Below are 14,079 nucleotides of genomic sequence, written 5' to 3'. Positions count from 1 at the left end.
GGCACTTTTTATACTATTAGGTTATTTAGTGGTCAAGGTATAGAAAGTTTTGCCAGGATTTCATACGGATTAATACTTTACGCATAATCGAAACATGTTCAAAACTGTCAGAGTAAACCGATATTTCGGCATTTGCCCCTGCAGGAAGGTGGAAAGCTGAGACGTCATCAGTCAATTTTAATTTAACAAGTGCTCTGCCGTTAGTTTGTATGGCGTTTGTACCCAATAAAGAACCTGAAGCTTGAATTTGTCCCTCTCCGATAGCTGGAATGACTTCAACAACTTCCCCTTTAAATACACGCCCAGGAATGGCGCGGAATAAAAATTCAGCTTGAAATCCTGATTGTAAACGCTGCAAAGAGTTTTGACGAAATGCACCTACATAATACTGAGCTTCGGTATGTACAAATGTCATCACAGGACGAAGAGGCAGAGGTACCGCCATCATACCTGGACGAAGAGCCATTTGAGTTACATACCCATCAGTTGGAGCTCTAACGGTTGTTTCATCTAAATTGAATTGTGCTTGTTCTAACTCCGCACGCATACGAGCAACCATCGTATTTTCACCATTTATCTCAGACTCTAGTGCCAGTTTGGCCTGTTGCTCTTGAGCTTGAACAGATTCAACCGTTGCCTGAGTTGCTTTGTAAGTTTGTTTGCGTGTATCTAATTGTTGTGCAGTAAAAGCGCCTTTTTTAAAGCCTTTTTCATAACGTTTAAATTCACGATACGCTTTATCTTTGTCTGCGATTGCTTTGATCGTGTTTGCTTGCGCTGATTTATAAATAGATTCTAATTGAAGAGCGGCTTGTTCTGCTTCATATAATGCAGCCTGTTTACGGACGACTTCAGCTCGAAATGGAATAGGGTCTATTTTGAAAAGGATATCGTCTTTTTTAAGGAGTTGGTTTGCCTCAATGTTAACTTCAATTACTTTACCTTTTACACTTGGAACAATCGGTGTAGTTACATAGAACTGCCCGCCAAATTGAGTAAAAGGGTGGTTATAATTCATTAATAAAACAAGTGTACCAACGAGAACGACACCACCTAATCCGGCAGTTGGAACTGTCCATTTATTCAACGGAATATTAAAGATTTTAAACACAGCAATACATAATGCGGTGTACGTAAGAATAAGCAATAAATCCATTATATTTGCTCCTCTTTAGTTGATTGCTGAGGTGGCTGCTTTACTTGATTAACTTCCATTTGAGAAATTTTTTCGGTCAGTAATTCAACTTGGTCATTAAGATGGTTAACACGAGTTTGAAGCTCTAATTGATTATTTTCAATTTTATGGAATCCCCAACCACGGTCTTCACGCCATAATGTTGCCCAAATCCAAAGAAAAGGCCATAAAACATGTAGCGTAAATAAACTAACCCAACCAGCAATATGTATCGCGTCTGAATGTGGGTGGTCACGCTTGTGAGCAATCTCATAGGGGATATCATGGATGACAATAATCCCGTAGAAAATAACCAATGCTACAAACACTAATAAACCAAGAGCAAAATAATCTAAAAACATAAACGCATCCTTGTGTACAACTATGAAAATTAACAAATTACCTATTTTTTAGTAACTTGAGTGTGACATTGGTTAGGTTAATACGCAAGATATAATCAAAGATTGAAATGAAAAAGCCGATATAACATTAACTAAAAAGTTATATCGGCTGGTTTTATATTTTTTAGGAAGGCTTTATTTATTGGCGAACACAATTCCGTCCGCCATCTTTAGCTCGATATAAAGCTTTATCTGAAGCTTTGATAACTTCTTGTGGCTTTTTGTATTCTGTATTATCAGCAACGCCAATACTAATGGTTACATTCACCACTTTGGTTTTGTTTGCTTTTCCTCTTTTTGCTTCGCCTTCCTTTTTGTCTTTAGGTCGGGTATTTGTATCTCTAATAATTAAATCGTAATTTGCAATATCTTCACGTAATTCTTCTAAATACTCTAAGCTCTGTTCAGCCGTTTTACCTTTAAATAGTACGGTAAATTCTTCACCACCATAACGGTAGACTTTTGCATTACCGCCAGTTTGCGCCATGATACTAGCCACGAGTTTCAATACATCATCACCAGTATCATGGCCATAGCTGTCATTGAATTTTTTGAAATGATCAACATCAAGCATTGCAATCGTGTAACGACGGCCTAAATGCTTCATTTCTGATTCAAGAGCGCGACGGCCAGGTATGCCTGTTAACTGATCAATAAAGGCCAATTCATGGCTGGCTGAGATTATGTAAAGTAGTAATAACAAGCCAGCAATAGAGAACATTGTACTAGAGATAAATTCAACGCTAAAAAGAGCAAAAGTTAACGAAGAATAGAGTAAACAGGTGTAAGACGCTAAATCTGTATTATTACTACGAGTTAAGACAAAAATGGCAGAAAGCCCGCACATAACTAAACTATAAAGAACGATAATAATAGGAAGAGGAGATACTTCAGGGATCGTAAGTAAATAAGTTTCCCAAATTTCAGTCATATCGTTGTCGGCAAAATGGGAAACAATAATCCAGCACCAAAAAAACATGAAAAGAAGGATGCCTAGATAACCAGCGCCATATTTGGAAAAAATCCGACGTTCAGGAAAGATAAAAGTGGCCATCATTGAGATGGGTAATAAAAAAGCGGTTAATGTAAATTCAATTCGGGTACTGCCATAAGAGAGAGGGACTTGTAATCGTTCTTGAATGATCCAATAAGCAATTGCCATTGTAATCGCTATCATCCCTATTCGGCCTTGATTGAAAGGTTGACTTAAAAGCAAAACAATAGAAAGTACGATGTATGGCAGTATGTATGAGAATCCTTGATTTTCAGATGATAATTGGATAATGCCATCCATACCGGTTATTACCGAAACAACAATAATGATAGGCAATAGAAGTTTAAATAGTGGATGGCTCAGAAGGCTAAAAGGCATTGTTTTTTAACGGATCCTTATTAATCTAAAAAAAGAAAGAGTTTGTCACTGAATTGCTAGGACAAGACGCTATTCTATCAATAACATCACTCTATTCATACGGTTGTAACGACACTTAGATGTATTTAATAACAATAAGGCCTTTTTATGGAATCAAGCATTAATAACTATATGGAAGCTCTGGTGGATAAGCGGTTTATTGAACTCGATTTCTACCAAAACTATACACATGATCAAATCACAGATATGAAGTGCATCAGCTTAAATCAACTTCCAACACTCTATATTCGTCATCGCTTAGATATGCTATCGGCAACATCTCAGAAAAGATTAATGGAATATAACAAAATGGTTTCAGTAGCAGTCGAAAATGCAGAAAAAATGGTTTTAAATGATAGGCGGCAGCGAGAAGAAGATGCAGAAAGTATCGTTGTTTATATGTCTAAAGATCGTTTTGAACTAGAGGATGAAGAGTTACCATTTTCAGGTGTGATAAAACTAGATTAAACAATCCCACACAATGCGTATTATTATGTGGGACGTTTAATGTTCAGATTAAGTGCTAAGCCTTAGCTTTAGTATCAGCATTAATCGCGTCAGTGTTTTCTGTTTGTGTTACTTCTGGAGCAGGAAAGGCTTGTAATGGCTTTGCCACCATATTACGAGTATCTTCTTTCACTTCAGCAAGAATTACAGTCAGATGGTCACCTAGCTTAAATGTTTCGTGTTTATCAATTGAAACAGACCCTTGATCTGCATTGCATTCAATGCGTTCTTTATTATCTACGATAAGAGATCCAGGAATAAAAGCAGCAGCGCCGTTTTCAATTAGGCGAACACGCATACCAGCACGGTTAATATCGAAAATTTCGGCCGTAAATTGTGTTTCTTTTGCTACTTCAGACGCTAATGTTCTGCAGTATAACCAATCGCTAACATTACGTTCCGCCATGCGGTGGTAACGACGACTTAGTGCTAACTCTTCACCCACGATATCGTCAGGGCGTTGTACTGGCTCTTTACCAAGGATGTGTGCCTTTAGCATTCGATGGTTAATCATGTCGCTGTATTTACGGATAGGAGAGGTCCATGTCGCGTAAATGTCTAAACCCATCGCATAATGAGGTAATGGTTCATTGCCTGTTTCGCTGTAAGTTTGGAATTTACGAATACGAGCATCAAGATATGATGTTGGTTGTTTACCAAGTAGACGACGCAGTTCACTGAACCCCTCAAGTGTTGCAATATGCTCTTCAGTAAATTCAGTATCATTAAGTTGATTTACAATCTCAACGACGTCTTTTAATTTTTCTGACTTGATCCCTGCATGAGAGTTAAATACACCCATGTTAAAAGTATTACGCAATGTTTTACCGGCACAAATATTTGCCGTTACCATTGCTTCTTCAACTAATTTATTTGCGCAACGACGCATATCCGCATGAATAGCAACAACGTCATTTTCAGCGTCTAATTCAAAGCGGTAATCTGGGCGGTCAGGGAAGATAACAGCATGAGTTTGACGCCATAAGGTACGTGCTTGCGCAAATTCGTGCAGCTCCGTAACCACTTGAGCGATAGTTTCGTTTGGTTGCCATTTGTCACATGACCCTGTTTCTAGGAAATCAGAGACATTTTCGTACGCTAAACGGGCATGAGACTTCATTGTTGCCGCAAAGAAATTGATAGATTCTTCATCAATCGTGCCATCAGAAGCTACGCTTACTGTACAACAAAGCGCTGGGCGGACTTCATTTTCGATCAGAGAGCATAATTGGTCACTTAAATCACGAGGCAGCATTGGAATGTTGCGGCCCGGTAAGTAGATAGTATAGCCACGTTTACGAGCGACTTTATCCATCTCATCATCTGGTGTGATGTAAGCGGTTGGATCTGCGATAGCGATTGTTAGCTCAAAAGAACCATCTTCTTGTTTTTTAATGTATAGAGCATCATCCATATCTTTAGTCGATTCACCATCAATAGTTACAAATGGTGTTTCTGTCATATCGATACGAACTAAATCAGCATCATCTTTGATTTCCCAGTGATCAATGCCATCAGGCTCTGAGTTTGGTAAATCGTTTTGAGCTAGTGTTACCCACCATGGCGCTATTTTGTCATCGCTATCAGTGATTTTATGGGTGACTTCGCATAGGAAGCTTTGATCACCTTTTAAAGGGTGTTGCGTAAGCTCTGCAACAACCCAGTCACCTTCTTTTAAAGTTTCTGGGTTTACACCTTTACGGGCCTTTGCTTTTATAGCGTTTTTTAGGCTAGGGTGATCGGGCATCACTTGCAGACGTTTTTTGAACATTTGAATGCGGCCGATGAATCGAGTAATTGACTGCTCAATTAATTGATCGGGTTCGGCTTGCTCTTTGTCATTTTCAGTGCGGATTAAAGCAATGATCTTGTCACCATGCATGACTTTTTTCATTTGTGCAGGTGCGATGAAGATACTTTTCTTCTTATCGTCTGATTCTAAAAAGCCAAAACCGCGGTCGGTTGCTTTTACTGTGCCTTCTTTTTTAGGAAGCTTATCTTGTATTTGTTGCTTTAATTGCGCTAGTAGTGGGTTATCTTGAAACATGAGCCTTCATACTATAAATAGGGAAATAACTCGTTAACTTTACTATTGCCCTTAATCTATTGCTAGAAAAGACCGATGAAATATGCAAAAAAGCATGCGTAATGTACGAAAAACTACCAAAAATAAGAAAATAGAGCTAAATTTGTGAAGTTGCTCAATTTTTTCTGGTAATTCTTGACGTATTAGGGCATCATCCGCGCCCTGAGTTAATCATCTTCTACTATATTAATTAATGAAGTGATAAACCGTCCTGTCCCGAGTGCTTGTGTGTGTGTATGGAACTTGCTGAGCAAATGGGACCTTTTTTATATGTTTAATTATTGGGATCCCAATGTCAGAAACTATTACTGAATTCCGCCAACTGGCTTTAGAAGAAACTTTATTATCTGCACTTGACGAAATGGGCTTTATTGCACCAACGCCTATCCAAGCAGAATCAATTCCTCTATTGTTAGCTGGACGTGATGCACTTGGTAAAGCTCAAACAGGTACTGGTAAAACAGCTGCTTTCTCTTTACCTCTTCTAAATAAAATCAACCTTAAGCAACATAACCCACAAGCAATCATCATGGCTCCAACGCGTGAACTTGCTATTCAGGTTGCTGCTGAAGTTAAAAACCTTGGTCGTAACATCAATGGCCTTAAAGTTTTAGAGATCTACGGTGGTGCATCTATCGTTGATCAAATGCGTGCTCTAAGCCGCGGTGCTCATATCATCGTTGGTACTCCTGGCCGTGTTAAAGATTTACTTAACCGTGACCGTCTAAATCTAGGCGAAGTTCATACGTTCATCCTAGATGAAGCTGATGAAATGCTAAAAATGGGTTTTGTTGATGATGTAACTTGGATTCTTGAAAAAGCGCCAGAAACAGCTCAACGTATCCTGTTCTCAGCTACTATGCCTCCAATGGTTAAGACTATTGTTGACCGTTACTTACGTGATCCTGCTCGTGTTGATGTTGCTGGTACTAACAATACTGTTGAACAAGTAACTCAAAACTTCTGGATTGTTAAAGGCGTAGAAAAAGACGAAGCAATGTCTCGTCTTCTTGAAACTGAAGAAACTGATGCATCAATCGTATTCGTTCGTACTCGTCAAGATACAGAGCGTCTAGCTGATTGGTTATCTGCTCGTGGCTTTAAAGCTGCTGCATTGCACGGTGATATTCCTCAGTCTCTACGTGAGCGTACTGTAGATCACATTAAACGTGGTGTTATCGATATCCTAGTTGCAACTGACGTTGTTGCTCGTGGTCTTGATGTTCCTCGTATTACACACGTATTTAACTACGACATCCCATTCGATGTTGAATCTTACATCCACCGTATCGGCCGTACTGGTCGTGCTGGACGTAAAGGTAAAGCGATTCTTTTAGTTCGCACAAACCAAATTCGTATGCTTCGTACGATTGAGCGTGTAACTAAATCTTCAATGATCGAAATTGAATTGCCACATCGTGATCAAGTTGCAGAAGCTCGTCTAGCGGTTCTTGGTGCTGAATTAGCAGCAGATAAAGAATTCGTTGCATTAGAAGCATTCTCTGACTTAATTACTAAGCTTCAAGAAACACTAGAAGTTGATGCAGCAACAATTGCAGCAATGCTTCTTAAGCGTCAACAAGGTAAGCGTCCTTTATTCTATAAAGGTCCAGATCCTATGATCGCAGCAATGGACCGTGCTAAACGTCGTCCAGAGCGTAGTGATCGTGGTGACCGTCCTGATCGTGGCGAGCGTCGTGATCGTGGTGACCGTCCAGAGCGTGGCGAACGTCGTCAATACAACAATGACGATTTCGATACGTACCAATTAGAAGTTGGTCGTGAGCAAGGTGTTCAAGTTAAAGACATCGTAGGTGCTCTAGCTAACGAACTTGGCTTCACTAAAGGTGCTATCGGTGCAATCAAACTTGCTCCGGGTCACACATACGTACAGTTACCTAAGAAAATGTCTGCAGACGTTGCAAGCAAACTTAAGCAACTACGTATTCGTCAAAACGAAGTTAAAGCGGTTGTTGTTGAAGGCGTAGACCTAACAATTGATCGTCGTCCTCGTTCTGGTGGTGCTGACGAAAACCGTGGTGGAAATAGCCGTGGTGGTTACCGTGGTAATCGTGAAGGCGGTAACCGTGAAGGTAACCGTGGTGGCGAACGTCGTTTTGACCGCAACAAAGGTGGCGACCACCGTGGCAGTCACCGTGGCGAGCGTGCTCCAGGCGCAAGCCGTGCTCCACGCACACCTCGTGAAGACTAATCAATAAGATTCAATAATAAAAACCGAGCTCATGTAGCTCGGTTTTTTTATGCCTGTTATTTGTGATTTATGTGCATTTATTTATTTCTGTTTTTATTGAATAGTGGTATTTTCTGATAATCGCAATATGGATAATCTCGTTTGCGATGACTATTATTTTATTAGTTAATGGATAACTATAATGAACAATGAAATTCGATTACGAGCTCTTGAACAAACTGATTTGCGTTTTATTCATCAGTTAAATAATAACAGATCGATAATGTCTTACTGGTTTGAAGAACCTTACGAGTCTTATTATGAGCTTGAAGATTTATTTCGTAAACATATTCATGACAGTACAGAGCGCCGTTTTATTGCTGAAAATAATGACCAACAGTCTATTGGTTTAGTTGAATTGGTTGAAATTAATAGCATTCACCGCAGTGCTGAGTTCCAAATTATTATAGCACCTGATTTTCAGGGTAATGGTTATGCAAGAGGCCTCATCCATCGTGCTTTAAACTATGCATTTACAATCTTGAATCTTCATAAGGTATATCTGCATGTTGCTGTTAATAATGATAAAGCGATTCACTTATATGAAAAATGTGGGTTTGCTGAAGAAGGGCATTTAGTTCAAGAGATTTTTGTTAATGGGGAGTATTGCGATATTAAGCGTATGTATATTCTTCAAGATCATTATTTAGAAAGCAGAAAATAAGATAGGTTGTAGTAACAATTCTAAATTGAATACAATAAATAGTGTCACATTTTATTAGTAAATGGACTTCTACTCTAAGGAGTCCTTTCATTCTCTAGCCTATTGTCCTATGTTGGTATTTCTTTATGAAAATCGACTTTTTAGTTGGTTTGATATTTGTTATTCTCATAATAATAGAGACTTTTAGTTTAAAAAATATATTTAGGGATAAAAAGAGATGCCAGCGTTATCAGTTTTATTGATGGATAGCTTTAATTACTTCAAAAAGCATATTGTCGCTTTTTGTATTCTTGTTCTACCATTTGCCTTGCTTACAAATGGGATTGCATTGAGCTTTAACGAAGAGGATGGTTCAGGTAAATTCTTACTTTACATGCTATTTATCTTAACTATTTATCCATTTTATAAAGGTGCAATTCTTTACTATATTGCTTATTCGTTTGATGGACGTCGTGTACCATTTAGTCAGCTATATCAAATCCCTGCAACAACGTGGTTTTCATTTGTATTGATGAATATTATTTTGGGAGCCGCTGTTTTAACTGGTTTTATAGCGTTAATTTTACCGGGCTTATATTTAATGGCTCGTTTTTCTTTTACCGAGATTTATTGCGTTCTTTATAAAGAAAAAGCCTTAGATGCAATTAAATTAGGTTGGAATGAAACAAAAGACAATTATTGGATCCTGTTTAAAGGGTTAGTTATTATTTTTGGTTTTACAACCGGGTTGATGTGGGTAATTGAAGCGAGTTTTACTTCTATTGGTCTTGAATCTACCGCCTTATCTTTCTTTTTCTCAGTGTGTGAAGTGGTTTTATCGATGATGAATACTATCTTCATGTTTAGAGTATTTACTGTTAAAGAAAAACGACTGGAAGAAATTCAAAAAATTGACTAAACCTTACCGAATAAGTTAATCACGTAAAAAAGCTCAGAAGTGATTCTGAGTTTTTTATTGTGTATGAATGGTGTCATGACATAGAGTAAGGCTATGATATTGATGTTTTATCTTTTTCCCAATATGCAAAAAGGCGAGATAGACTAAAGCAAAGAATAAAATAGCAGAGTGCCACAATAATCCAAATTTCAAATATCATTCCGCTAGAGTTTGCAATCTCGGTACCAACAAAGGTGAGTTCTTGTATTGATATTAAAGAGATAATTGACGAATCTTTAACTAAAGAAATACATTGACCAGCCAAAGAAGGAATAATTATTTTAAACACTTGAGGAGCAATGATATAACGGTAGCGGTCCCAAGTAGATAGCCCTAAGCTTCTTGCTGCTTCATGTTGCCCTTGTGGAATCGTATCAAGGCCAGAACGCACCACTTCACCTATATAGGCCGCAGAAATCATTCCTATGCAAAGTACCCCTGCAATTAAATTTTCCCATAAATTGGCAGAACCAAATAGAAAGTATTGCACTGCATTAATATCGCCATTGTGGTCTCGAAGCAATGACTCAAGACCAAATAGGGGAACGAGTTGATTGGCAATGAAGAAGTAAAAGATAAAAATAAACACTAACGGTGGTATATTACGAATAAGCTGAATATAACTGTTTGATATCGCTCTAAAGATAGCAAGAGGTGAACGGCGACCTAAGCCCAGTAGAATACCGAACACCAAAGCAAAGAGCATCCCCCAAAACGTTAGACGTAGTGTTGAGAATATACCATCGAAAAAATAGGGCAGGGAACCGTCGGCTTTACGTGTAAAAAGAAGATCAAGAGCGCGAGACCATTGCCAATGATAAGCAAGGCTACCGCTCTCTTTCACACATAACCAAGTAATAAAACTGACGATAATCGCCAGCAATATTAAATCTAATCGATTTAGTTTTAAAAATACTCTTTGCTGCATTATGTTTAGTTCGCTGTTTGTGATTGCCAATCTAGGCTAGTAAACCAATAATCATAGCGGTCTTGTAACCAACCATCGGCAGTACGAGCTTCAATCCATTCGTCAAAATAGGCTTTCTTATCGTCTTCGCCTAAACGAACAGCAAAGGCTTCATTTCCTTGAGACAAACGTTCTTTGAAAGGAAGGTATAAGATATCCGAGTATTTGATGGTATCGAACTCTGGTTTTGGAGTAGAAGCGGCAACCGCATGAGCATTGCCGTTCAATACTTCTTGGAATGCTTGTGCATCGTCATCAAACTGAAGAACCTTTGCTTTTGGGAAGTGTTCTTTAATTGCCGCTACAGTAATAGAACCACGGCGTGCAGCAAATTTCACACGACGAGAGTTGAATTGCTCACGCGTAAAGCCTTCCGTCATTTTTTTATTTGCAGCAACTTGAACGCCAGAATGAGAATAAGGAATAGTAAATAAAACACTTTTAGAACGTTCATCAGTAATCGTTAAACCACCGATGATGACATCAAATTTTCCTGAAATAAGAGACGGAATAATGCCATCCCAAGCGGTTGGAATAAATTCAATTTTTAAACCAGAATCTTTTGCTAAACGCTTGGCTACATCTACTTCAAAGCCAATAAGTTCCCCTTGTTTGTCTCTCATTGCCCAAGGTACGAAAGTACTTAAGCCGACTTTAAGCGTACCTCTGTCTTTGATTTTATCAACATTTGGCGTGCTATCTGATGAGGTAGCCGAAAATACTGAGCTACTAAACAGCAGGCTCAAGCTAAGAAATGACAGTAGTAATTGCTTCATGCGTATGTTTCTCCCTTAATGTGCATTATGCATTCGATGTTCTAACCAGGCTGATAGCCCAGAAAGTGTTAATGTGATAACTAAATAGATAGCCGCGACACTAAACCAAATTTCAAATGGCATCGCTGTATCTGAGACAATATTTCGCCCCTCAGTGGTTAAATCAAAAATAGCCATCACACTGACTATAGAAGAGTTTTTTACTAAAGAAACTAATTCGTTAGTTAAAGATGGAAGTGTATTTCGGATCACTTGAGGCAATACCACATATCGATAGCTATTGAATGGCGATAAACCTAAAGTGTTGCAGGCCTCTAGTTGCCCTTTTGGGAGGTTTACTAGACCGGAACGTAATATTTCAGCGGTATAGGCACCTTGAAATAAAGCCAAAGCAAGAATTGCCGTTGTCGTTCTATCTAGCCCTAAAAATGGACCGAATACAAAATACAAAAGATAAATTTGCACTAATAGCGGCGTATTTCTAATTAATTCAATGTAAATCGTAGCGATGCTGCGGCCCACGATAGAATCGGATAAGCGCAGTAGTGCGGTAATGAGAGCAATGAAAAGAGTTGCAATGGCACTAATCGCTGAGATATTGAGAGTGACTAATAACCCTTCGATAAGTTCGGCAGGGAACCACTCTCCATCTTCATAGAAAAATAGATAATCAGGAACGCGATCCCATTGCCATTGATAGTTCATGGCTTGTGCACCGCTGTCTAATATCCAATAAAGAGCAATGCCCAATAAAGTAATTTGCAGTAGTGCTGAAAAAATAGGGGATAAAACAGTTATCAAACGGCGCATAATATTAATAGCTTAAAATTTGATTTAAAAAATGTTGAGTTCGTTGATGTTGTGGGTTTTCAAAGAATTGTTGAGGTTTTGCAATTTCAACGATTTCTCCTTCATCCATAAATACGACTCGATCAGCCACTTTTTTAGCAAAGCCCATCTCATGAGTTACGCATACCATTGTCATTCCATCTTTAGCAAGGTCTGACATAACATCTAACACTTCACTGATCATTTCAGGGTCAAGTGCGGATGTCGGCTCATCAAAAAGCAAAACCTGAGGTTCCATACAAAGTGAGCGAGCAATAGCAACACGCTGCTGTTGTCCACCAGAAAGTTGAGATGGGTACTTATCTGCTTGCTCAGCAATGTTTACTCGGTGTAAATAAGTTAACGCACGTTGGTGTGCTTCTTTTTTTGACAGTTTTAAGGTTTTCATCGGAGCAAGGGTTAGATTTTCTAATACCGTGAGATGCGGAAATAAATTGAAGTGTTGAAAAACCATACCTACTTGCCCCTTCATTAATTGTTTAGAAGAGAGAGGTTGATTAAAAAGAGTAAGAGTCCCGTTTTGGGTTGATTCTAGTGTGTTAATACAGCGAATTAATGTTGATTTTCCAGAGCCAGATGGACCACAAATAACCACCTTTTCTCCTTCTGAGATAGAGAGGTTAATGTTTTTTAAGGCATGAAATTGGCCGTAATATTTATCCACTTTTTCAAAACTAATGATATTGGGTTTTTTAGCATTATTATTAGTCACAATTCATCCTCGTACTTAGTTACTAAACTTACTGTAACATATTCATAAAGCTAGAAAAGTGATTATTAATGAGTTGATTTATTTTTAAGCTAAATTTGTGCTTATGTGTGGTTAAAGTCAAATAAGGAGTGAGATAGATATTTATATTAAATTAACCGTTGCACAACATCACAAGACACGTTACGTTAACAGTATGGAGAATAAACATGCAGTATATAGAGTATATGTTGCATAAATAGATGGAAGCATAAAGATGTATCAAACTGATGATGTACGAATTAACAAAGTAAAAGAACTATTACCGCCTGTCGCTGTTTTAGAAAAATTTCCAGCTACTGAGGTTGCGGCAAAAACCGTATTTCAATCTCGTCAAGCTATCCATAATATTTTACAAGGTGATGATGATCGTCTTCTTGTTATCATTGGTCCATGTTCAATTCATGACACTAAAGCAGCATTAGAGTATGGTACAAAACTTAATACATTACGTAATGAGTTAGGTGATCGTCTTGAAGTTGTTATGCGTGTATATTTTGAAAAGCCACGCACAACGGTTGGTTGGAAAGGTTTGATTAATGACCCGTATATGGACGATTCATTTAAATTAAATGATGGCTTGCGTATGGGCCGTAAATTGCTTCTTGATCTGACTGATATGGGTCTACCAACGGCTGGTGAATTCTTAGATATGATCACACCCCAATACATGGGCGATCTAATCAGCTGGGGTGCGATTGGCGCTCGTACTACAGAATCACAAGTTCACCGTGAATTATCTTCAGGTTTATCTTGTCCTGTAGGATTTAAGAACGGAACAGATGGTAATATTAAGATTGCAACGGACGCGATTCGTTCAGCAGGTTCTTCGCACCATTTCTTATCTGTGACTAAATACGGTCACTCTGCAATTATTGAAACGGCAGGTAACCCTGATTGTCATATCATCCTTCGTGGTGGTAAAGAGCCAAACTACAGTGCAGAACATGTTAAACCAGTGAAAGAGCAACTTGCCGCTTCTGGATTACCAGAGAAAGTGATGATTGATTTTAGTCACGCAAATAGCTCAAAAGACTTTAAACGTCAGGTAATTGTTTCTGATGACGTATGTGGTCAAATTTCGGGCGGTGAAGATGCTGTATTTGGTGTGATGATTGAGAGCCACCTAGTTGAAGGTCGCCAAGATCTCGTTAATGGCAAAGCTGAAACTTACGGCCAATCAATTACAGATGCGTGTATTGGTTGGGATGATACTGAAAAAGTACTTCGTCAACTAGCAGACGCAGTAAGCGCTCGTCGAAATAAATAATAATACCAACATGCTATTAACAAAAAACGCCAGTGACG

At 38.5% G+C, this 14,079-nt stretch carries 13 protein-coding genes; 5 read left to right on the top strand and 8 right to left on the bottom strand.

The window, feature by feature from the left end:
* Nucleotides 1–25: 25 nt before the first annotated feature.
* The 3 genes from A6E06_RS08640 to A6E06_RS08630 all read right to left on the bottom strand — a co-directional run bounded on the left by A6E06_RS08640 (nt 26) and on the right by A6E06_RS08630 (nt 2,947).
* On the bottom strand, nt 26–1,156 hold the full coding sequence (locus A6E06_RS08640) for an HlyD family secretion protein (RefSeq protein ID WP_065592567.1): 1,131 nt from the start codon (nt 1,154–1,156) through the stop codon (nt 26–28).
* A complete protein-coding gene (locus A6E06_RS08635; protein WP_065592566.1) occupies nt 1,156–1,536 on the bottom strand; it encodes a DUF3302 domain-containing protein in 381 nt (126 codons plus the stop codon). Before A6E06_RS08635 ends, A6E06_RS08640 begins: the two co-directional genes overlap by 1 nt.
* 178 nt (nt 1,537–1,714) lie before the next feature.
* The gene (locus tag A6E06_RS08630) at nt 1,715–2,947 is read right to left on the bottom strand and encodes a GGDEF domain-containing protein (protein WP_065592565.1); all 1,233 of its coding nucleotides are present in this window, start codon (nt 2,945–2,947) and stop codon (nt 1,715–1,717) included.
* Nucleotides 2,948–3,094: 147 nt separating this feature from the next.
* On the opposite strand from A6E06_RS08630, the gene A6E06_RS08625 reads away from it, so the two are divergent.
* The gene (locus A6E06_RS08625) at nt 3,095–3,454 is read left to right on the top strand and encodes a late competence development ComFB family protein (RefSeq protein ID WP_065592564.1); all 360 of its coding nucleotides are present in this window, start codon (nt 3,095–3,097) and stop codon (nt 3,452–3,454) included.
* A 55-nt stretch (nt 3,455–3,509) separates the two neighbouring features.
* Here A6E06_RS08625 and A6E06_RS08620 read toward each other — a convergent pair whose 3' ends face one another.
* Nucleotides 3,510–5,540 carry an exoribonuclease II gene (locus A6E06_RS08620; RefSeq protein ID WP_065592563.1) on the bottom strand — a complete coding sequence of 677 codons (2,031 nt, stop codon included), beginning with the start codon at nt 5,538–5,540 and terminating at the stop codon, nt 3,510–3,512.
* A 331-nt stretch (nt 5,541–5,871) separates the two neighbouring features.
* Here A6E06_RS08620 and A6E06_RS08615 point away from each other — a divergent pair, with 331 nt between their 5' ends.
* From A6E06_RS08615 to A6E06_RS08605, 3 genes are all read left to right on the top strand, one after another.
* Complete coding sequence (locus tag A6E06_RS08615) at nt 5,872–7,791, top strand: DEAD/DEAH box helicase (RefSeq protein ID WP_065592562.1); 1,920 nt, start codon at nt 5,872–5,874, stop codon at nt 7,789–7,791.
* Nucleotides 7,792–7,972: 181 nt separating this feature from the next.
* On the top strand, nt 7,973–8,494 hold the full coding sequence (speG, locus tag A6E06_RS08610; RefSeq protein WP_065592561.1) for a spermidine N1-acetyltransferase: 522 nt from the start codon (nt 7,973–7,975) through the stop codon (nt 8,492–8,494).
* Nucleotides 8,495–8,711: 217 nt separating this feature from the next.
* Nucleotides 8,712–9,392 (top strand): hypothetical protein, encoded by a 681-nt coding sequence (locus tag A6E06_RS08605; RefSeq protein ID WP_065592560.1) that lies wholly within the window; start codon nt 8,712–8,714, stop codon nt 9,390–9,392.
* 91 nt (nt 9,393–9,483) lie between these two features.
* Here A6E06_RS08605 and A6E06_RS08600 read toward each other — a convergent pair whose 3' ends face one another.
* From A6E06_RS08600 to A6E06_RS08585, 4 genes are read right to left on the bottom strand one after another with little or no spacing between them, the layout of a single operon-like run.
* Nucleotides 9,484–10,359 (bottom strand): amino acid ABC transporter permease, encoded by an 876-nt coding sequence (locus tag A6E06_RS08600; protein WP_065592559.1) that lies wholly within the window; start codon nt 10,357–10,359, stop codon nt 9,484–9,486.
* Between the two features lie 5 nt (nt 10,360–10,364).
* Nucleotides 10,365–11,174: a transporter substrate-binding domain-containing protein gene (locus A6E06_RS08595; protein ID WP_065592558.1), complete on the bottom strand. Its 810-nt coding sequence runs from the start codon at nt 11,172–11,174 to the stop codon at nt 10,365–10,367.
* A 15-nt stretch (nt 11,175–11,189) separates the two neighbouring features.
* Entirely contained in the window at nt 11,190–11,984 is a 795-nt protein-coding gene (locus tag A6E06_RS08590) for an amino acid ABC transporter permease (protein WP_065592557.1), read from the bottom strand.
* Nucleotides 11,985–11,988: 4 nt separating this feature from the next.
* Nucleotides 11,989–12,735 carry an amino acid ABC transporter ATP-binding protein gene (locus A6E06_RS08585; RefSeq protein WP_065592556.1) on the bottom strand — a complete coding sequence of 249 codons (747 nt, stop codon included), beginning with the start codon at nt 12,733–12,735 and terminating at the stop codon, nt 11,989–11,991.
* Between the two features lie 253 nt (nt 12,736–12,988).
* Between A6E06_RS08585 and aroG the strand changes: the two genes are divergently transcribed.
* Nucleotides 12,989–14,041 (top strand): 3-deoxy-7-phosphoheptulonate synthase AroG, encoded by a 1,053-nt coding sequence (gene aroG / locus A6E06_RS08580; protein WP_065592555.1) that lies wholly within the window; start codon nt 12,989–12,991, stop codon nt 14,039–14,041.
* Nucleotides 14,042–14,079 lie beyond the last annotated feature (38 nt).

It is taken from the genome of Aliivibrio sp. 1S175 (genome assembly GCF_001690985.1).
In the GTDB taxonomy this organism is placed as follows: domain Bacteria; phylum Pseudomonadota; class Gammaproteobacteria; order Enterobacterales; family Vibrionaceae; genus Aliivibrio.
This window is presented reverse-complemented; position numbering and strand designations above follow the sequence as displayed.